Consider the following 18,712-nt stretch of genomic DNA (forward strand, 5'->3'; position numbering starts at 1 on the left):
GTAGTTTTGCGCGGGCCGTTTTGCGCGGCCGTTGCTGTTTGTTGACGTTTTGCTGTTCAGTTTTCAAGGTTCAAGTTTTTTCGTCCTGTAAAAGCAACTTCTCTAATTTAACATCGTTTGTTGGAAGAGTCAAGCTTTTTTATTATTGTAAAAAACTTAATTTCCCTTAGCGACGTGTATTATCATAATACATTCTCTTCAAGTATGTCAATGATTAAAGAGAAAAAAGTTTAAAAAACTTTAACGCCTTGATTAACTTACTATAAAATCATTATTCATCCCTTACTTTCTGAACGAATTCCCTAAAAGAAAAGCAGTCATCGAAACTCCGGAGAACCGGATTCCCGATGACCATCTCTGCTTTACGAGAGACTTAGAACTTCCTACTGCAAGACAAGCTTTCTTATTGCTTGAAAGCTAAACTACTAATCCCCTGATCAGCGAAGCAAGTTTTTCTTACAGAAACAGCATGCTACATCCTACACCAAATCAGTTCTTTACATAATAGTATCTGTGGAAGATTCCTTCGCTCTTCGTCGTAACTCCGTTGATAAAAATCAGTTCCTTATCCACGAGGTATTCGATGAACACTTCAAGGTTGGAAGAGTAATTTTTCAATTCTTCCTGCTCATGCAATTCCTGAATCGTCCAGCTTCTTTGCTTCTCCATGACTTCTGTTATATGAAGAGCTCCGTCTTGCGTTCGTGAATGAATGTAGAATTCGCTGGCCAGAAACAGCAATTCCAACCGTTTGTCGATCGGCTCATCGCTGGAAATCAATTCTTCATATAGCTTATAGATGGCCGGTTCCATTTGTTTCACCTGTGACCAGACAGTGACCTCAGGCGGCAACCCATTCTCAAGCACTGCAAGTCGTGCTAAATGATGCAACGATTCCACCATATGGTGATACGCATCCATATAGTTTTTTTCTTCAAAGAATACCTTTCCTTCCATATAACGGCGAATCAGTTTGGCGAACTCCATACCCATTTTGATTTTACGGCCGTAGAAAGGGTAATCTTTCAGCTCAGTTTTTAACTTCTCCATGAATTCATTGCGATCGTAAATGACACGACCATAGAAAAGCCAATCAACAATCTTCCGGTTTGTGCCAAGCAGGAGCCATTTATGTAATTGCTTTTCGGTAACGATATGCATCGCAGCCTTTTTATTCAAATAGGTGTAATGCTTCGTAAACACCGGAGTCTCGTTTTCCTTGGTGACGATCAATAGAATCGAATCAAAGGTGTCTGTAATTTGGCTGACCTTTTCTCTTTTTTCCACTAGAATCACTCCCAGCGTACTTTCCTGGCTGGCGCGTTCCTGATAAATAGGTCGTAGGATTTGTTCCATCAACTTTCACTCCTTGCTGTCTCTAACCTATTCCATTCTTAAGTTGAACAGAGTGGCCAGTAATGAACTGCAGCGTTTTTTACATTGTCCCTATGGTCTTATCGGGTCTTCCCGTTCTCTCTATCTCGTACATAGAATCCAAACTCATATGCTTCTGCTTTTCTTTATTTCGACATATTTATTGCGGATTCCTTCATTTGAAAATCGATATCACTTTTTAAGGGCATTTATGATATAGTATGATGGATGCAAGGAGGAAATAAATCATGAAACCTTATAAAAATAAAATCAATCGCATTCGGACGTTTGCGTTAGCGTTGATCTTCATCGGAATCGTCATTATGTACGTCGGCATTTATTTCAGAAACCATCCTATTGTAATGGTGATTTTCATGCTGCTGGGCGTCGTGGCGATTATTGGTAGTACAGCTGTCTATGGCTGGATCGGATTGCTTTCCATGAAAACCGTTCCGGTCGAATGTCCTAATTGCGGAAAACATACAAAAATGCTGGGCCGTGTTGATATCTGCATGCACTGCAACGAGCCATTGACAATGGACCCTTCTCTTGAAGGAAAAGAGTTTAATCAGGACTACAATAAGAAAAGCTCACAACAATAAAAACATCCAGCGAATGAGAACTTCGCTGGATGTTTTTTTATGCTGCAAAAAAGAAGCATACCGCTTTGCGCAGTATGCTTCTTCCGTCTTGAATCTTTATTGGGCTTTTGCCGTTTTGCCTGAGCATACTTGGCATGTCCCATAAATTTCAAGGCGATGATAATCCACTTGGAAGCCAGTGACGTGGGAAGCTAAGTGTTCCACTTCATCAAGTCCCGGATAATGGAAATCAACGATTTTTCCGCAGTCGTTACAGATAATATGGTAATGGTCATGTGTGACAAAATCGAATCGGCTTGAAGAATCTCCGTAAGTCAATTCTTTTACCAGCCCCGCTTTTCTGAACACCCGTAAATTATTATAAACAGTTGCAACACTCATATTAGGAAACGTTTTTTCAAGCGCGCGATAAATGTCATCCGCTGTTGGGTGCGTTGTTGAATGAATCATATACTCCAAAATTGCGTGGCGCTGGGGTGTGATTCTTACACCTGTTGACTTCAAAGCATCAAGCGCGTCTTTTAATTGTACTTCAGACATCGCCGTGCACCTCACTTCATAGATATTCTTACATTGTAATCGTTATAAACAGTGTACCTATTCAAAGTGGGGAATGTCAAGAAATCACTATATTGCCGCCGTTTGCCGCGCGTATTCTATTTTTATTTCTCGTGCAGCCCTTTCTCTCTGCGTCCAAGGCGCTGATTGACTAAACGCGCTGCGACGAATAAGAAGTCGGACAAGCGATTCAAATAAGCCAAAACATTCGGCGGCACGTCTTCACCGATCGACAAAGTTGTCCGCTCAGCTCGTCTGACAACGGTCCTGGCCACATGCAGAGCCGCTCCGGAAGGGTGCCCTCCCGGCAAAATGAAGTTTTTGAGTGGTGGGACTTCAACATCGTACTGATCGATCCATTGCTCCAGCTTAAAGATATCTTCTTCCGTCAATTTCCACTTCACTTCTTTGCCTTTCGGAGTAGCCAGTTCAGCTCCTACGTGGAACAAAGTCGTCTGAATTTCGTGGAACGCTTCACAAAGGGCTTCTTTTTCTTCAAAAAACTCCGCATTCATATGCCCCACTGCCAGACCGATCAATGAATTCGCTTCGTCGCATGTTCCATAAGCTTCAACCACTGCGTCATTTTTGGCGACCCGCGTTCCGTAGACAAGTGAAGTAGTGCCTTTATCGCCTGTTTTCGTGTAAATTTTCATGCTTAATACCCCTTTTCCATATCAACCAGATTTGCCGGGACAGTTTGATCAGCCAGCCATTTCTTAAGATTGGGAATAAAGACATCTAACGCGCGCTCCACATACTTTCCAGAGTGGCTGGATACATGAGGTGACACAATAACATTATTCATTGACCAGTAAGGATGGCCTTTTGGAAGCGGTTCCTGTTCAAAAACATCCAGAACAGCAAAAGCAATTTCTTCGTTTTGCAACGCTTCAAGCAACACCTCATCCGATACGAGGTCCCCTCTCCCAAGGTTCATAAAAATCGCGGTCTTTTTCATTGCCTGAAAATGTGCTCTCTTCAATAGATAGTTGGTTTCTTGTGTACTCGGCAAAATTGAAATGACGTAATCTGCATCTGGAAGTTTTTCAAGAATGTTTTCGAAAGAAACCATTTCCCCCATGTAGAGAGCCTCTGTTCCAGAGCGGTTGCAGCCGATGGTTTTGACCCCGAAAGCCTGCAGCAATCGGCCGATTTCTGAACCGATGGCACCAGGCCCTAGAATCAGCGCTGTAGAGTTATGCAGTTCCGATGAACGGGTTCTTCTATCCCACTCCTGATTGCGCTGGTTTTCATAAATTAACGGAAGTGAACGCTTTAGCGACAAAAGATGGGCCAAAGCCGATTCCGCCATCGGTATCTTATGGATTCCTTTAACATTGGATACGGTAATGCCGCGCTCTGCGATCGCTTGATGCGGAAGCTTTTCGATGCCGGCACTGGCAACCATGATCCACTTCACATTTTCAGCCGACGCGATATCTTCCGCCGTCAGATCTTCTCCGTAGGTGACAATGATGTCAGCAGACGGCAAACGCGTCTTGTCTTTATAGAGGAAATGGAAATCAACTTCCGGGAACTCGGTACTCAACCTCTGCTGTTGATCTTCTTTTGGAATGAATGTAAACAGGATTTCCATGAATGTCTCCCTTCTTACTGGTTGCTGATTGTCTTCAAAGTTTCCAGAACGTCCTGGATGTGGTCTGGAACTTTCACTTTGCGCCATTCTTTTACGACTGTCCCAGTTGGATCGATCAGATAAGTTGCGCGTTCAATGCCCATGGATTTTTTGCCGTATACATTCTTCTCCACCCAGACACCGTAGTCTTCAGATACTTGATGGTCTTCATCCACCAAAAGCGAAAATGGTAAGCCATGCTTTTCGATGAATTTATTGTGCTGGTCTTCCGAATCTGCACTGACGCCCAAAATCACTGCGTTGAGTGCTGAGAAGTCAGCCTCAGCATCGCGGAAATCACAGGCTTGAGTCGTGCAGCCCGGAGTCATGTCTTTCGGATAGAAATAAAGGACCACATATTTTTTGCCAGCAAAATCCTGCAGGGAAACCGTTTTCCCCGCTTCGTTCTTCAATGAAAATTCCGGTGCTTGTGTACCTTCCAATGCAGCCATCTCCATCACTCCTTTTCTTCTCTCTATCGTACCGAACCACAGCTTCAGTTTCAATTTCTTTGGCGTTTAGGGATAAATTTGTCTACAATAAGGAATAGATTAATCAATAGGAGGCAATCATTCAATGGATCATTCAACATCAGAAAAGCTTCACCAAGAAGCGTTAGAACATATTGTAGGCGGCGTCAACAGTCCATCCAGATCTTTTAAAGCGGTAGGCGGAGGATCTCCAATCGCCATGGAGCGGGGCAAAGGTGCTTACTTTTGGGACGTCGACGGCAATAAATACATAGACTATCTCGCAGCATACGGCCCAATTATCACCGGGCATGCACATCCACATATCACCCAGGCGATAACGCACGCAGCGGAAACCGGACTTCTTTACGGGACTCCAACCCGCCACGAGATCACATTCGCTAAAATGTTGAAAGAAGCAATGCCGAACATGGACAGAGTCCGTTTCGTCAATAGTGGGACAGAAGCGGTCATGACGACGATCCGTGTTTCACGTGCTTATACTGGGCGTACAAAAATCATGAAATTTGCAGGTTGCTATCATGGTCATTCCGACTTGGTTCTGGTTGCTGCCGGTTCCGGCCCCGCAACACTCGGCACTCCCGATTCAGCAGGCGTACCGAAATCCATCGCCGAAGAAGTGATCACCATCCCGTTCAATGATCCACAGGCATTCGCAGAAGCCATGGACCGTTGGGGCGAGGAAATTGCCTGTATCCTTGTCGAGCCAATCGTCGGCAATTTCGGAATCGTCGAGCCACATGAAGGCTACCTACAGGAGGTTCATCGCATCGCCCATGAAAAAGGTGCTTTGATTGTCTATGACGAAGTAATTACCGCATTCCGTTTCCATTACGGGGGCGCACAGGATATGCTTGGATTAGTGCCGGATCTTACAGCGCTCGGAAAGATTATCGGCGGAGGATTGCCGATTGGTGCATATGGCGGAAAAAAAGAGATTATGGAAACTGTGGCTCCTTTAGGGCCAGCTTATCAAGCTGGTACGATGGCTGGAAACCCAGCTTCTATTCAAGCTGGAATTGCCTGCTTGGAAGTGCTTCAAAAAGATGGCGTCTACGAGAAAATGGATAAATTGGGTGCCCAGCTTGAAGAAGGCATTTTGGCAGCTGCCACGGAATTTGGTGTGACCATTACCGTCAATCGCCTGAAGGGCGCTTTGACCATCTATTTTACCGATGTCAAAGTCGAAAATTACGAACAGGCTGAGGCAACGGATGGAGAAATCTTCGGTCGTTTCTTTAAACTGATGTTGGAGCAGGGAATCAATCTTGCACCGTCGAAATACGAAGCGTGGTTCTTAACAACTGAACACACTGAAGAAGATGTGGAAGTTTCAATTCAAGCCGTACGCCAAGCATTTAAACAGTTATAATTAGTACAAAACTATATTTATGGGAAGGAGTCCTTAAGTAAATGAAATTAGGTGCACGTATCTTAAAAACTGGCGTGGCCATTTCTATGGCCTTGTTCCTGGCCAACTTACTGGAATTGCCTTCCCCTGTATTTGCAGGCGTCGCAGCGATTTTCGCTATCCAGCCGTCTATTTATCGATCCTATCTGACCTTGCTTGATCAGATATACGGAAATCTTATTGGTGCAGCCATCGCCATCATTTTTGTTTTGACACTTGGAAGCAATTATTTGACGATCGGTGCAGCAGCCATTTTGGCCATTGTGGTGATGCTGAAACTAAAGCTGGAAAATACTGTCCCATTGACTTTGGTCACTATCATCATCATCATGGACTCCCATTCCGCTGACTTCCTGACATTTGCTTCCTTGAGAATCAGTACAGTCATGCTTGGGATTCTATCAGCGTTTGCTGTAAACATGATTTTCCTTCCACCCAAATACGAAACGCGTCTGTTCACTTCAATCCATGAGGTAAGTGAAGAAGTTATTCGCTGGATCCGCGTCTCCATCCGCCACGCGTCCGATCATGCATCGGTCAAAGAAGACATCGATAAATTGACGGAAAAGCTGATAAAAGTGGATCAATGGTACTCATTTTACAAAGAAGAGCGCAGCTACACTAAAAAACAACAGTATGTAAAAGCGCGGAAATTGGTGCTATACCGCCAGATGATCGCGACTTCCAAGAAAAGCCTTGAAGTTTTGAAGCGACTGAACCGATTTGAAAACGAGCTGATGGAACTGCCGGAACATTTCCACATGATGGTCCAGGAGCGATTGGAAAGTTTGGCCAGCTACCACGAGCAGTTGTATATGAAGTATGTCGGCAAAATGCGGCCGGAACATAGTGAAGGTTCTGGAGCAGATGCCATCATGAAACGCAATGAAGTAATGACAATTTTTGTAAAAGAAATAAATTTAGCTCATGAAGAGAATGAGGATGAATTTTCGGTCTATCATTTAATGCATGTGCTTTCGGCAATCCTTGATTATGAAGAACAACTGGAACATTTGGATTTACTCATCATCGCTTACTTGAATTACCACTCAGAAGAAGTAGACAATGATCTGGAGAATGCCATATAAAAAAACGTGCGGGGCAAATTGCCCTGCACGTTTTTTGACCTTAAGAATTTATAAGTTTACACCTTTTTATTTAATGTCCAGATTTCAAGGCGTTTTCGCTTTTCCTACGACTTCATCCGCGGATCTAAGGCATCGCGCAAACCATCGCCCATCAGGTTAAACCCGAGAACTGTCAGCATGATGGCAACGCCTGGGAAAATCATGGTCCAAGGTGCATTCGTCAAATACGAACGCGAGTCTGCCAGCATTTTACCCCATTCCGGAGACGGAGCTTGAGCTCCTAAGCCAAGGAATCCGAGAGCTGCAGCTTCGATGATGGCCGTTGCAATAGCAAGTGTTCCTTGAACAATGACCGGCGCCATGGAATTCGGCAAAATATGCGACACCAGAATCCGGTTATCCTTCATGCCGATTGCTTTAGCCGACATGATGTATTCGTCTTCTTTAATGCTTAACACTTTCGAACGGATCAAACGCCCAAAGTTCGGAACGTTGATGATCGCGATGGCAATCAGCGCATTGCGTAATGATGGCCCAAGAACCGATACTACCGCAATCGCCAATAAAATACTCGGGAATGCCAGCATGATATCAAAGATACGCGAGATGATGGTATCCACCCAGCGACCGTAATATCCGGCTAAAATCCCCAAAATGCTACCGACTACCACCGACCCGATAACCGCTAAAAAGCCGACCCATAACGAAATGCGGGCACCGTATACAACCCGCGACAGGATATCCCGGCCAAAATCGTCCGTTCCCATCCAATGTGAGGAAGAAGGAGGCATAAGCCGTTGAGACAGATTTTGTTCATTGATGCCCTGCGGTGTAATAAGTGGACCAAAAATCGCCAGCAGAACAAAGAAAATGACGATTCCCATTCCGACTACCGCTACTTTGCTTTTTCGGAAACCGCGCCAAGCCTCTTTCCAAGGACCGGCGACTTTCTGCATTTCCGCTTGATCTTGTTTGATTGCTGTTTCAGCCAATGTACGTCTCCTCCTTCCTAATCATATTTGATGCGTGGATCGACCAAACCGTAAAGCAGATCGACAAACAGATTGATCATGACAAAAATAAACGCGACAATCAGAATTCCGGATTGAATAACCGGATAATCACGGAAGCCAATCGCTTCATAGATATAACGCCCAATTCCAGGCCAACCGAAAATGGTTTCCGTCAAAATAGCGCCGCCAAGAAGCAGCCCCATCTGGAGACCGATAATCGTCAATACCGGAATGATAGCATTTTTAAGGGCGTGTTTGTAAACCACCCAAAACATCGACAATCCTTTTGAACGAGCAGTTCTGACATAATCCGAACGCATGACTTCAAGCATGCTTGAACGCGTCATTCTGGCAATAATCGCCATCGGTATCGTCGCTAAAGCTGTCCCCGGCAATACCAGATGCTTCAGAACCGTAGATAATTGGTTAAAATCGCCTGCAACCAATGTATCGATGACATAGAAACCGGTAATGACATCAACGGGATCACGGACATTTTCACGTCCCGTTGTTGGAAGGATCCCCAATTCGATCGAGAAAATCCATTGGTTCATTAAGCCTAACCAGAAGATCGGCATTGATACCCCAATCAATGCGATGATCATAGCCAAGTAATCAAACCATGAATTTTGGAACCAAGCTGAAATGATGCCTGCGTTGATTCCGATGACTACTGCAATAATGATTGCAAATAAAGAAAGCTCGATTGTTGCAGCCAGATAAGGCCATACCTCATCCACTACTGGAGTTCTCGTACGAAGGGACTCTCCCAGATCTCCTGTCACCAGCCCTTTCAAATAATCAAAGTACTGGATGTACCAGGGATTATCCAACCCCAGATTTGTTCGTAATGCTTTTATCGCTTCTTCGGATGCCTGTTGACCAAGGATGACTTGTGCAGGATCACCGGGAATCGCGCGGATGATCATAAATACGATAAATGTCATACCGAGTAAAACCGGGATTAACTGTAGAAGCCGCCTTCCGATATAGTGAAGCATCTTCTTCACCTCTCCATCTCTTGCAATATGTATAACAGGAAGAAAAAAAGGGAGGAAATCATCCGACTTCCTCCCCATGAATTGCCTACTCTAAATCTACTGAAGCCAATTTGTCAGAACCTGTTGGATGTGCTTTGAAATTGATTACATTATTTCCACCAGCCAAAAGCGGTGTAGAGTGTGCAAGCGGTACCCAAGGAGCATCTTCATGGATGATTTCTTGAGCCTGCATGTACAAGTCGTTTCTTACTTCTTCTTCAACTTCTGATTGCGCTTGGATCAAGATATCGTGCAATTCCTGATTTTCGTAATACGTGTAGTTATTTGTCCCAACATTGTCCTGATCAAGCAAAGCATAAAGGAAGTTATCGGCATCGCCGTTATCGCCTGTCCATCCAAGTAGGAATGCATCGGCTTCTCCGTTTGCAGCTTTTTCAAGATAAGTTGCCCATTCAAATGACACGATTTCAGCGGTTACACCGACATCAGCCAAGTTCTTTTGAATGGCTTCTGCTACTTTTTGGCCGTCCGGCATATACGGACGTGGAACCGGCATTGCATAAAGTTCCATTTCAAAGCCGTCTTCAAGACCAGCTTCAGCTAGCAACTCTTTCGCACGTTCCGGGTTATAATCATACCCCTCGATGCTGTCGTTATATCCACTGATTACTGGCGGAATCGGGTTTTTCGCTACTTCAGCACGCCCTTCGAAAAACGCATCTACAAGCGCCTGTTTATCAATAGCGTGATTTACTGCCTGACGTACTTTTGGATCGTCAAATGGTTCACGTGTAACTGTCATACCAAGGTAGCCTACGTTCATAGACGGGCGTTCAAACAATTGAAGATTTTCATCTGCTTCGATTGTCGCACCATCAGAAGGCGTGATTCCGTCTGCCAAGTCAATTTCACCTGACAACAAAGCGTTCAAACGAGCTGAGTTATCCGGAATCGCGCGGAATACCACTTGATCCAATTTCGGCTCGTCTTCCACCCAATAATCATCGAATTTCTCGATTGTAATCGTATCGTTGCGTTTCCATTCAACAAATTTAAATGGTCCTGTCCCAACCGGGTTGTCGCCAAAAGCGTCGCCAGCGGATTCAAATGCAGTTGGTGAGGCAATCGCAAATGGGCTCATAGCCAGGTTTTTAAGGAATGGAGCCTGCGGACGCTTCAATGTGAAGACCACTTCGTAATCGCCTGTCGCTTCTACAGATTCGATAACATGTCCTTCTTCATCGCCGTATCCACCGAACATAGAACCATAATAAGGGAATTGCTCTCCGTCACCGGCTGCCCAACGTTCAAAGTTCTTGACTACTGCTTCAGCATTGAAATCAGTGTCATCGTGGAATTTGACGCCTTCTTCCAATGTAAGCGTATACGTTAATCCATCTTCTGAGGCTACCCAATCAGAAGCCAATGCCGGCTCGATTTCTGTATCCTGTTCACCAAAATTCACCAATGTATCAAAAACGTTTTTCGTCACTTTAAAAGATTCACCGTCCGTGACAGTAATCGGATCAAGAGAAACCGAGTCGCCTCCGCGTCCAAAGATCAACGTTTTCTCTTCAGTGGATCCGCCTTCGCTTCCACCTTCGCCTTCGCCGCCTTCTGACGCATTATCAGAACTACAGCCGTAAAGAGCTGTCGATACTAACAAGAGCAGCAGAAATGCCCACGATAAAAACTTTTTCTTTCCCAAATTAACCCCTCCGTTTTTTCTATTTATTATCATTGCGGCCTGGACTCTTCGTAAAGATGGCAGGCAACAGAATGACCTTTCTCAACTTCCGCAAAAATCGGTACGGCTTTAGAGCAAATGTCCATTTTGAAAGGACAGCGCGTATGGAACCTGCAGCCGCTCGGTGGATTCGCCGGGCTCGGAACATCTCCAGTAATGGCGACTTCTTCCCGTATGAACTCCGGGTCCGGCACCGGTACAGCAGCCAATAGTGCCTGCGTATACGGATGCAATGGTTTTTCATACAAATCTTCAGTGTCGGCAAGTTCCGCCATTTGCCCGAGATACATGACCCCTACGCGATCGCTGATATGTCGAACTACGCCTAAGTCATGGGCAATGAAAATATAAGTCAGCTTCAGCTCTTTTTGAAGATCCTGCATCAGATTCAATACCTGTGCCTGAATCGAAACATCAAGCGCTGACACGGGTTCATCTGCAATAATCAATTTCGGATTTGTCATCAATGCACGTGCAATGCCGATGCGTTGCCTTTGGCCGCCGCTGAATTGATGCGGATAACGCTTCGCGTGATAGCTGCTCAAGCCAACAATCTCCAAAAACTCATGCACTTTCTTTTTACGTTCTTTCGGATCGCCTATATCATGGACATTAAGCGGTTCCATTAAAATCTTTTCAATCGTATGGCGTGGATTCAATGAAGCATAGGGATCCTGAAAGACCATCTGAATATCACGGCGCGCTTTTCGCATTTCGTTATTCGACAGACTGGTCAATTCCTGGCCATCGAATGTGACGGTGCCTTCCGTCGGTTCTAGGAGACGCATCAACATGCGTCCCGTTGTGGATTTCCCACAGCCCGATTCGCCGACGATCCCCAAAGTCTCGCCTTCCTGGACAGTAAACGATACGTCATCAACCGCTTTGACATGGTTGCTGACTCTCCCTAGAATTCCGGATTTTATGGGGAAATACTTTTTCAGCCCTTCAACTTTTAATAACGGTTCTGTCATGAGACTGTACCTCCTTCGGATCGAATAGGAAACAGCGGGTTTGATGATTATCCGCAGTTTGGTACAGTTCCGGGTTTTCCACTATACAGCGGTCGAAAGCAAATTCACAACGCTCTGCGAATTTACAGCCGGTTTTGATTGTTCCCGGTTTTGGAACGTTTCCGGGAATCGAGTACAAACGCTCTTTTTTAAAGCGCATATCCGGAACCGATTCCAGCAAACCTCTTGTATAAGGATGCTGCGGATCATTGAAAATCGTATGGACCGGCCCTTCCTCGACCACTTTTCCTGCATACATGACAACTACGCGTTCGCAGGTTTCAGCTACTACGCCTAAATCATGGGTGATCAGCAGAACGGCTGTATTCAAGCGTTCGTTGAGATTTTTGATCAACTTAAGAATTTGGGCTTGAATGGTTACATCCAGTGCTGTCGTCGGTTCGTCGGCAATCAATACTTTCGGATCGCACAACAATGCCATGGCAATCATGACGCGCTGGCGCATTCCGCCTGACAGTTGATGCGGATACTCTTTCATCAGACCTTCAGGACGCGGCAATCCCACCAGTTTCATCATTTCGATGCCGCGCTCCTGAATCTGTTTTTTCGACCAATCCCGTTTGTGTATCTTAATGGCTTCGCGAAGCTGATCTCCAATTGTAAAAAGCGGATTCAACGAAGTCATCGGTTCCTGGAAAATCATTGCAATATCGTTGCCTCTGATTCCTCTCATTTCTTTTTCGGATAACTTTGTTAAATCCTTATCCTGAAATAAAATTTCGCCTCCGGTGATTTTCCCTGGAGGGCTGGGAACCAATCCCATTATAGATAGGGAAGTGACACTTTTACCGCATCCGGACTCACCGACGATGCCCAGTACTTCACCTTCCCGTATGTGAAAATTTACATTATCTACTGCTGGTATCTCTCCATCATCTGTGAAAAAGGATGTTTTCAAACCTTTAACGTCTAAGATGGTTTTGCGTTCATTCATGATGCTCCCCCTTTTGCACAAAAATGATTCAGATTATTCTCCTTCTTTTAATTATACGTAATATTATTATTAATGCAATATCTCTTTTTGAATTTGCTGGAAGTTCTGTACCCACAAAAAGAGCCTCCAAAATTTTGGAGGCCCTTACTATAATCAGTTAAAATGTTGTACCTGGAACAAGTTGTAATACACACCTTGCTGCTCCATCAATTCATTATGTGTTCCACTTTCAGCCAGTTTGCCGTGGTCAATGACAAGAATCTGGTCTGCGTGGGTGATGGTGGAAAGGCGATGCGCCACAATGAGAGTCGTGCGATCATGCGCCAGACGTTCCAGTGAATCCTGGATCAGTGCTTCGCTTTCAAGATCAAGAGCGGAAGTCGCTTCGTCCAATATGAGAATCGGCGGATTCTTCAGGAACACCCGCGCAATCGCTACACGCTGTTTTTGTCCTCCCGATAATTTCACTCCGCGTTCCCCGACTTTCGTATCATAGCCTTCCGGCAGCTGAGTGATGAATTCATCAGCATTTGCAGCTTTGGCAGCCGCAATCACTTCCTCATCTGTCGCATCTGGTTTCCCCATCAGGATATTCGCTTTTACAGAATCACTGAAGAGAATCGAATCCTGCAGCACCAAGCCGATCTGGTCACGCAACGTATGGGTCGTCACATCACGCAGGTCGTGATCGTCCATGTAGATGCCACCGCTTGTAACGTCGTAAAAACGAGGAATCAGCGAGATGATGGTCGATTTTCCCCCACCGCTCATTCCGACAAAAGCAACGGTCTCCCCCGGCTTCACTGTGAAGTTCAAATCCGTCAATACTTCGCTTCCACCATCATTGTAATGGAAACCGACATCGCGGAACTCCAATTTGCCGTCGACAACTTTCAAGTCATGCGCTTTTTCTTTGTCAGTGACATCGTAATCTTCATCAATCAACTCAAACACCCGGTCCATGGATGCCAGTGACTGCACCAGGGTCGTCGAAGAATTGACCAATCGGCGCAGTGGATTGTAAAGACGTTCGATATAGGCGATAAACGCCACCATCGTACCAAGCGTCAAGTTCCCCTGGATGACCTGGTAACCGGCATAGCCGATCACCAGCAGCGGAGCGACATCCGTAATGGTGTTTACTACCGCAAACGCTTTGGCGTTCCATTTGGTATGGTCGATCGCCTTTTCCAGAAATTGATCATTGGTATCGTTGAAAATTTTCTGTTCATGTTTTTCCAACGCAAAACTTTTGATGATGCTCATCCCCTGCACCCGCTCGTGCAGGTAACTCTGGACATTGGCCAAAGCTTGTGAACGTTCACGCGTCAGGTCGCGCAGCCTGCCAAAGAAGTATTTGACGCTGAAGGCGTAGAACGGGAATGCCAGCAGCGCGACAATGGTCAATGAAACATCCATTGTCAACATGATGATGATGGCGATGACTATCGTCGCCAAATCGAGCCAGACATTCATCAAGCCGATCATCACAAAGTTTTTTGTCTGCTCAACGTCATTAATGATTCGCGAGATGATTTCACCGGCACGTGTATTAGCGTAATAGCGCAAACTTAGGCGCTGTAGATGGCCGTATAGAAAACCACGGATATCATAAAGGATTTTATTGCTGACATACTGTGCGTAATACTGGCGGTAATATTCAATCGGCGGGCGCAGCAGGAAAAATACGATTGCCGTTCCTCCAAGCCATAAGTACAGCTGCTCCAGCTTTTCTGCATTCGATAATGCATCCGCCCCGATAATATCATCAATGACGATTTTGATCAGCAACGGGATAAAAAGCGGAATCGCAAATTTGAATATCCCGATGACAATCGTCAACGCAATCTGCCAATAATACGGTTTGACAAACTGCATATAGCGTTTCATACTGCTCAAAACTTTCACTCCATTCTATTCAAAACGAAAAACCTGTTGGCTGGCAACAGGTTTTCATTTTAATCACGAATCCGGTTTAGTCTATGAAATTCATAGCGGTTCGTCCATACTTCGATAAAGTCCTGGGCAAACGGCCCTCTGCGCTGTTTGATCCAGCTGATCAATTTTTCCACATTCCGGTGAAGAATCTGATCAATCACTTCAGGATAACCCATTTGCCGCTTATGGTCTTCATATTCGTCTTCATCCAACAGCGTGTAAGACATGTCTGGAAACACTTTTACATCCAAGTCATAATCGATGTATTTCAACGAGCCATTATTATAGACGAATGGAGAACTGACATTGCAATAATAATAAACACCGTCGTCTCGGAGCATACAGATGATGTTGAACCAATGCTCTGCGTGAAAATAACAGATTGACGGTTCGCGCGTCAACCAGGTTCGGCCATCGGATTCTGTCACCAGCGTCCGTTCGTTTGCACCAATTACAATATTATTCGTACCTTTCAGTACAGTTGTTTCCTGCCAGACACGGTGGATTCGGCCGTTGTGTTTATAACTGTGGATTTGGATAGTTTCACCCTCCGCAGGAATCGCCATGTAGCATCCCACCTTCTTGTCTAAGCCTTTGTTTATCTGCTATTTCAGTATTATATCAATCAATTCTGAAAACATACAGCAATAAGGCGGAAGGACCAAAGGATTACATCACGACCGAACGGCCGCCGTCCACGATAATCGTCTGTCCGCGGATCATATCCGAGTCGGAGGAAATCAGGAATAATGCCACTTTGACCATATCCTCGATTTCAACCATACGGCCCGCCGGCGTATTCACACGGGCATCATTCAATAGATCTTCACGATTCGGGAAATGCTTCAATGCCTCGGTATCGAGCGCTCCGCCGGATACTGTATTGACGGCAATTCCAAGCGGCGCCAGCTCCACGGCTAGGTAACGTGTAATCGACTCTACCGCCGCTTTTGAAACTCCTATCGTCGTATAATTTTCCAAATAACGAATAGACCCCAGTGAGCTGATGCCGACGATTTTGCCGCCTTTATCCATCAATTTCGCCGCTTCCTGTGCCCCGAACAGCATCGCTTTCGCGTTGATGTTCATCGTCCAGTCCCAATGTGATTCTTCCAGTTCCATAATCGGGCGCAGAACGCCGGATGCTGCGTTGGAAACAAAAACATCCAGGCGTCCAAATTCTTCTTTGATGGTCTCGAACATGCCGCGAAGCTTCTCTACATCTCCTACATTTGCCCGGACCAATAAGGCTTTTTGCCCTCTTGCTTCGATTTCCTTAACGGTATCGAGTGCAGCGGTTTTGCTGCGCGCGTAATTGACGACGATATCGTATCCTTGATCTGCTAGGGCGATTGCCATCGCTTTTCCGAGGCCTCTGCTGCTGCCTGTCACCAGCGCTACTTTTTGTTCTGCCATGGTTAAACATCTCCTCTTTGCTGTAATGCTGTTTTCATTTTTTGGACCGGTCCTGCGATCGGCAATAAATCCAGCTCTTCTGCTGTCACCCATTTCATATGGGGCGGGGCATCTATATTTTCACTGTCGGCAATAAAGCCATCCACGTTCCATGTTAAATGAGAAAAGACATGTTTGAAAGAAGTAATTTTTTCAACTTTGTCCACAACGCCTTTCAAACTCTCCGACAGCCGCTCTTCTATTTCAAGCGGCAGAATATCCGCTGTAGTTTCCAGCATCGGAAACTGCCACATATTCGCCAGCAGACCCGTGGCTGGACGCTGTTCCATCAACAGTTTATCTTGATGGCGAAGAGCTATCATTGCATATTGCAGCGATTTCGTTTTTTTGGCTTTGGATTTAATCGGCAAATCATGCTGTTTACCTTCATGGAATGCGGCACAATGCTCACGAACTGGGCACAGCAGGCATTTCGGTGAGGTTGGTGTACAGATCAAGGCCCCCAACTCCATCAAGCCCTGATTGAACGAAGAAGGATCTTCATGACTGATGATTTCAGTCACTGCTTCTTCGAAGATTTTCCGCGTTTTAGGTTTAGCGATGTCTTCTTCAATTAACAGGATCCGTGACAATACACGCATGACATTACCATCCACTGCATGCTCCGGAACCCCGTAGGCAATACTTAGGATAGCCCCAGCTGTATAAGGCCCAACACCTTTCAATGATGAGATTTCCTTGCGGTTATCCGGGACGATTCCTCCATAATTTTCAGCCACTTCCTTGACTCCCGCCTGCAGGTTGCGTGCACGCGAGTAATACCCCAATCCTTCCCATTGTTTGAGCAGAATTTGTTCATCGGCTTGTGCCAGGTCATCCAAAGTGGGAAATTTCTCGATAAAGCGTTTATAATAGGGAATGACAGTATCCACACGTGTTTGCTGCAGCATGATTTCTGAAATCCAGATTTGATAAGGGTCTGCTGTCCGCCTCCAGGGCAAATCTCTTTTTTCCGCCGCAAACCAATTGATCAGGTCATTTTGAAAGTGCAATTTCTCTAGTTTAATGGATTTAGCCTCCGTTCAGCTTGATTATTCCAGCCTTTTTTCGGGTATATGAGAAAGTAGGGAATAAGTTTATCTTAACAAAACTTTTTTGTTCCCCATACCAATCAATATTTTTATAGAAAGGGGATGAGGCAATGGATACAGGAACACATATTGTCATGGGCATTGCCCTTGGCGGCCTCGCAATGGCCGATCCGGCTGTCGTCAGCCACCCCGCAACCATGACCGCTGTAGTATCTGGTGTCATCATTGGATCCTTGGCACCGGACGTCGATACTGTTTTGAAGCTTCGTGACAACGCCGTCTATATTCGGCATCACCGGGGCGCAACCCACTCCATTCCTGCAGTGTTGCTTTGGCCTCTATTGATAGCAGGTGCATTATCTCTCATTTTTCCTGAAGCTAATCTGCTCCATTTATGGCTCTGGTCATTCCTGGCCGTTTTTATGCACGTTTTTGTTGATATCTTTAACTCATATGGCACACAAGCGCTCAGGCCGATTTCAAACCGGTGGGTAGCTCTTGGCGTCATCAATACTTTTGACCCCATCATTTTCGGTGCGCATGTGCTTGCCCTGATGCTTTGGGCATTTGGTGCTGATCCCGTTTTGACGGTCGGCATCCTCTATATTGCCATGTTTTTCTACTATCTCGCAAGATTTGCAGTGCAGTCGGCTATTAAAAAGGCTGTCCGAAATACAATTCCGGGAGCCACTGAGGTTTTTGTGGCACCAACCATGCGCTTTTTCCACTGGCGCGTAGCTGCTGATACAGATCGACACCATTACGTCGGGCGTGCATATGGCCGCACCATTAATATCTATGATAAATTCATGAAAAAAGAGATGCCTGAAAACAATTTGATCCAGGCGGCTATGAAAGATAAAAATATTGCTGCCTTCATTTCCTTTTCTCCACTGTACCGTTGGGAAATCAACGAATACGGAGATGTCTTCGAAGTTCGATTGATCGACTTGCGCTACCGCAGCAATGACTATTACCCGTTCGTTGCAGTTGCCCATTTGGATAAGGAGTGCAAAATCATCAATTCTTATACCGGATGGATTTTCAGCGAAGACAAGTTAAGGAAAAAATTAGACTTCAGCCATAACTAGAAAACGCACACCAGTGGGTGCGCGTTTTTTTATTGGAGTTACAGAAAGTGCAGGACTTCAGTTTTGGATTCATTGTCCAGACTCCAGCCCCTCGAGTCGCTTCAGACTTACCGACAATGCCAAGGAACACCATTACCGGTAAGCTTCCAGCGCTTGTCGGAGCTATACGGGCGCTTCCGCTTTTCTTTATTGTCCAGACTCCAGCGCCCAGCTCTTCGGGTCATAAGCCAGCCCAGCGCCGTGGCAAAGAGCGCCACTTTGCTGTTCTGGCTTATGCCTGTCAG

The 18,712-nt window shown here is 45.5% G+C and carries 18 protein-coding genes; 4 read left to right on the plus strand and 14 right to left on the minus strand.

Going from position 1 to position 18,712, the window contains the following annotated elements:
- Positions 1–489: 489 nt before the first annotated feature.
- A complete protein-coding gene (locus Q0785_RS19790) occupies positions 490–1,356 on the minus strand; it encodes a nucleotidyltransferase-like protein (protein ID WP_298834414.1) in 867 nt (288 codons plus the stop codon).
- A gap of 266 nt (positions 1,357–1,622) precedes the next feature.
- Between Q0785_RS19790 and Q0785_RS19795 the strand changes: the two genes are divergently transcribed.
- Positions 1,623–1,976: a YgzB family protein gene (locus Q0785_RS19795; RefSeq protein WP_298834417.1), complete on the plus strand. Its 354-nt coding sequence runs from the start codon at positions 1,623–1,625 to the stop codon at positions 1,974–1,976.
- Between the two features lie 96 nt (positions 1,977–2,072).
- Here Q0785_RS19795 and perR read toward each other — a convergent pair whose 3' ends face one another.
- The 4 genes from perR to bcp all read right to left on the minus strand — a co-directional run bounded on the left by perR (position 2,073) and on the right by bcp (position 4,625).
- Positions 2,073–2,516, minus strand: coding sequence for a peroxide-responsive transcriptional repressor PerR (gene perR / locus Q0785_RS19800; RefSeq protein ID WP_146559369.1), 444 nt, complete (start codon positions 2,514–2,516; stop codon positions 2,073–2,075).
- Between the two features lie 122 nt (positions 2,517–2,638).
- Positions 2,639–3,190 (minus strand): cob(I)yrinic acid a,c-diamide adenosyltransferase, encoded by a 552-nt coding sequence (locus Q0785_RS19805; protein ID WP_298834422.1) that lies wholly within the window; start codon positions 3,188–3,190, stop codon positions 2,639–2,641.
- 2 nt (positions 3,191–3,192) lie between these two features.
- Entirely contained in the window at positions 3,193–4,134 is a 942-nt protein-coding gene (locus Q0785_RS19810; protein WP_298834425.1) for a D-2-hydroxyacid dehydrogenase, read from the minus strand.
- A 14-nt stretch (positions 4,135–4,148) separates the two neighbouring features.
- Complete coding sequence (bcp, locus tag Q0785_RS19815) at positions 4,149–4,625, minus strand: thioredoxin-dependent thiol peroxidase (RefSeq protein WP_298834428.1); 477 nt, start codon at positions 4,623–4,625, stop codon at positions 4,149–4,151.
- A 124-nt stretch (positions 4,626–4,749) separates the two neighbouring features.
- Between bcp and Q0785_RS19820 the strand changes: the two genes are divergently transcribed.
- On the plus strand, positions 4,750–6,036 hold the full coding sequence (locus Q0785_RS19820) for a glutamate-1-semialdehyde 2,1-aminomutase (protein WP_298834431.1): 1,287 nt from the start codon (positions 4,750–4,752) through the stop codon (positions 6,034–6,036).
- Between the two features lie 41 nt (positions 6,037–6,077).
- Entirely contained in the window at positions 6,078–7,163 is a 1,086-nt protein-coding gene (locus tag Q0785_RS19825) for an aromatic acid exporter family protein (protein WP_298834433.1), read from the plus strand.
- A gap of 104 nt (positions 7,164–7,267) precedes the next feature.
- Here the strand turns inward: Q0785_RS19825 and nikC are convergent, their stop codons facing one another.
- The 9 genes from nikC to mutY form a co-directional block, all read right to left on the minus strand.
- Positions 7,268–8,119 carry a nickel transporter permease gene (nikC, locus tag Q0785_RS19830; RefSeq protein ID WP_223642938.1) on the minus strand — a complete coding sequence of 284 codons (852 nt, stop codon included), beginning with the start codon at positions 8,117–8,119 and terminating at the stop codon, positions 7,268–7,270.
- 53 nt (positions 8,120–8,172) lie between these two features.
- Entirely contained in the window at positions 8,173–9,177 is a 1,005-nt protein-coding gene (locus Q0785_RS19835) for an ABC transporter permease (protein ID WP_298834462.1), read from the minus strand.
- Between the two features lie 85 nt (positions 9,178–9,262).
- On the minus strand, positions 9,263–10,885 hold the full coding sequence (locus Q0785_RS19840; protein ID WP_298834435.1) for an ABC transporter substrate-binding protein: 1,623 nt from the start codon (positions 10,883–10,885) through the stop codon (positions 9,263–9,265).
- 29 nt (positions 10,886–10,914) lie between these two features.
- Positions 10,915–11,898, minus strand: coding sequence for a dipeptide ABC transporter ATP-binding protein (locus tag Q0785_RS19845; RefSeq protein ID WP_298834439.1), 984 nt, complete (start codon positions 11,896–11,898; stop codon positions 10,915–10,917).
- A complete protein-coding gene (locus Q0785_RS19850; RefSeq protein ID WP_298834442.1) occupies positions 11,873–12,892 on the minus strand; it encodes an ABC transporter ATP-binding protein in 1,020 nt (339 codons plus the stop codon). The genes Q0785_RS19845 and Q0785_RS19850 overlap by 26 nt, the downstream gene beginning before the upstream one ends.
- A gap of 153 nt (positions 12,893–13,045) precedes the next feature.
- On the minus strand, positions 13,046–14,791 hold the full coding sequence (locus tag Q0785_RS19855; RefSeq protein ID WP_298834445.1) for an ABC transporter ATP-binding protein: 1,746 nt from the start codon (positions 14,789–14,791) through the stop codon (positions 13,046–13,048).
- A 59-nt stretch (positions 14,792–14,850) separates the two neighbouring features.
- A complete protein-coding gene (locus Q0785_RS19860; RefSeq protein ID WP_191716769.1) occupies positions 14,851–15,396 on the minus strand; it encodes a DUF402 domain-containing protein in 546 nt (181 codons plus the stop codon).
- A gap of 103 nt (positions 15,397–15,499) precedes the next feature.
- Positions 15,500–16,246: an enoyl-[acyl-carrier-protein] reductase FabL gene (gene fabL, locus Q0785_RS19865; protein WP_298834449.1), complete on the minus strand. Its 747-nt coding sequence runs from the start codon at positions 16,244–16,246 to the stop codon at positions 15,500–15,502.
- Between the two features lie 2 nt (positions 16,247–16,248).
- The gene (gene mutY, locus Q0785_RS19870; protein WP_298834454.1) at positions 16,249–17,298 is read right to left on the minus strand and encodes an A/G-specific adenine glycosylase; all 1,050 of its coding nucleotides are present in this window, start codon (positions 17,296–17,298) and stop codon (positions 16,249–16,251) included.
- A 149-nt stretch (positions 17,299–17,447) separates the two neighbouring features.
- Here mutY and Q0785_RS19875 point away from each other — a divergent pair, with 149 nt between their 5' ends.
- Positions 17,448–18,428, plus strand: coding sequence for a metal-dependent hydrolase (locus Q0785_RS19875; protein ID WP_298834457.1), 981 nt, complete (start codon positions 17,448–17,450; stop codon positions 18,426–18,428).
- Positions 18,429–18,712 lie beyond the last annotated feature (284 nt).

The sequence above is a fragment of the uncultured Planococcus sp. genome (genome assembly GCF_947501725.1).
Classification (GTDB): Bacteria; Bacillota; Bacilli; order Bacillales_A; family Planococcaceae; genus Planococcus; species Planococcus donghaensis_C.

Coding starts and splice junctions, on each gene's coding strand:
- Q0785_RS19860 (WP_191716769.1), bottom strand. CDS start 15,396: ATGGCGATTCCTGCGGAGGGTGAAACTATCCAAATCCACAGTTATAAA.
- bcp (WP_298834428.1), bottom strand. CDS start 4,625: ATGGCTGCATTGGAAGGTACACAAGCACCGGAATTTTCATTGAAGAAC.
- Q0785_RS19875 (WP_298834457.1), top strand. CDS start 17,448: ATGGATACAGGAACACATATTGTCATGGGCATTGCCCTTGGCGGCCTC.
- Q0785_RS19845 (WP_298834439.1), bottom strand. CDS start 11,898: ATGACAGAACCGTTATTAAAAGTTGAAGGGCTGAAAAAGTATTTCCCC.
- fabL (WP_298834449.1), bottom strand. CDS start 16,246: ATGGCAGAACAAAAAGTAGCGCTGGTGACAGGCAGCAGCAGAGGCCTC.
- Q0785_RS19825 (WP_298834433.1), top strand. CDS start 6,078: ATGAAATTAGGTGCACGTATCTTAAAAACTGGCGTGGCCATTTCTATG.
- Q0785_RS19805 (WP_298834422.1), bottom strand. CDS start 3,190: ATGAAAATTTACACGAAAACAGGCGATAAAGGCACTACTTCACTTGTC.
- Q0785_RS19850 (WP_298834442.1), bottom strand. CDS start 12,892: ATGAATGAACGCAAAACCATCTTAGACGTTAAAGGTTTGAAAACATCC.
- Q0785_RS19835 (WP_298834462.1), bottom strand. CDS start 9,177: ATGCTTCACTATATCGGAAGGCGGCTTCTACAGTTAATCCCGGTTTTA.
- Q0785_RS19795 (WP_298834417.1), top strand. CDS start 1,623: ATGAAACCTTATAAAAATAAAATCAATCGCATTCGGACGTTTGCGTTA.
- Q0785_RS19790 (WP_298834414.1), bottom strand. CDS start 1,356: ATGGAACAAATCCTACGACCTATTTATCAGGAACGCGCCAGCCAGGAA.
- nikC (WP_223642938.1), bottom strand. CDS start 8,119: ATGCAGAAAGTCGCCGGTCCTTGGAAAGAGGCTTGGCGCGGTTTCCGA.
- Q0785_RS19810 (WP_298834425.1), bottom strand. CDS start 4,134: ATGGAAATCCTGTTTACATTCATTCCAAAAGAAGATCAACAGCAGAGG.
- perR (WP_146559369.1), bottom strand. CDS start 2,516: ATGTCTGAAGTACAATTAAAAGACGCGCTTGATGCTTTGAAGTCAACA.
- Q0785_RS19820 (WP_298834431.1), top strand. CDS start 4,750: ATGGATCATTCAACATCAGAAAAGCTTCACCAAGAAGCGTTAGAACAT.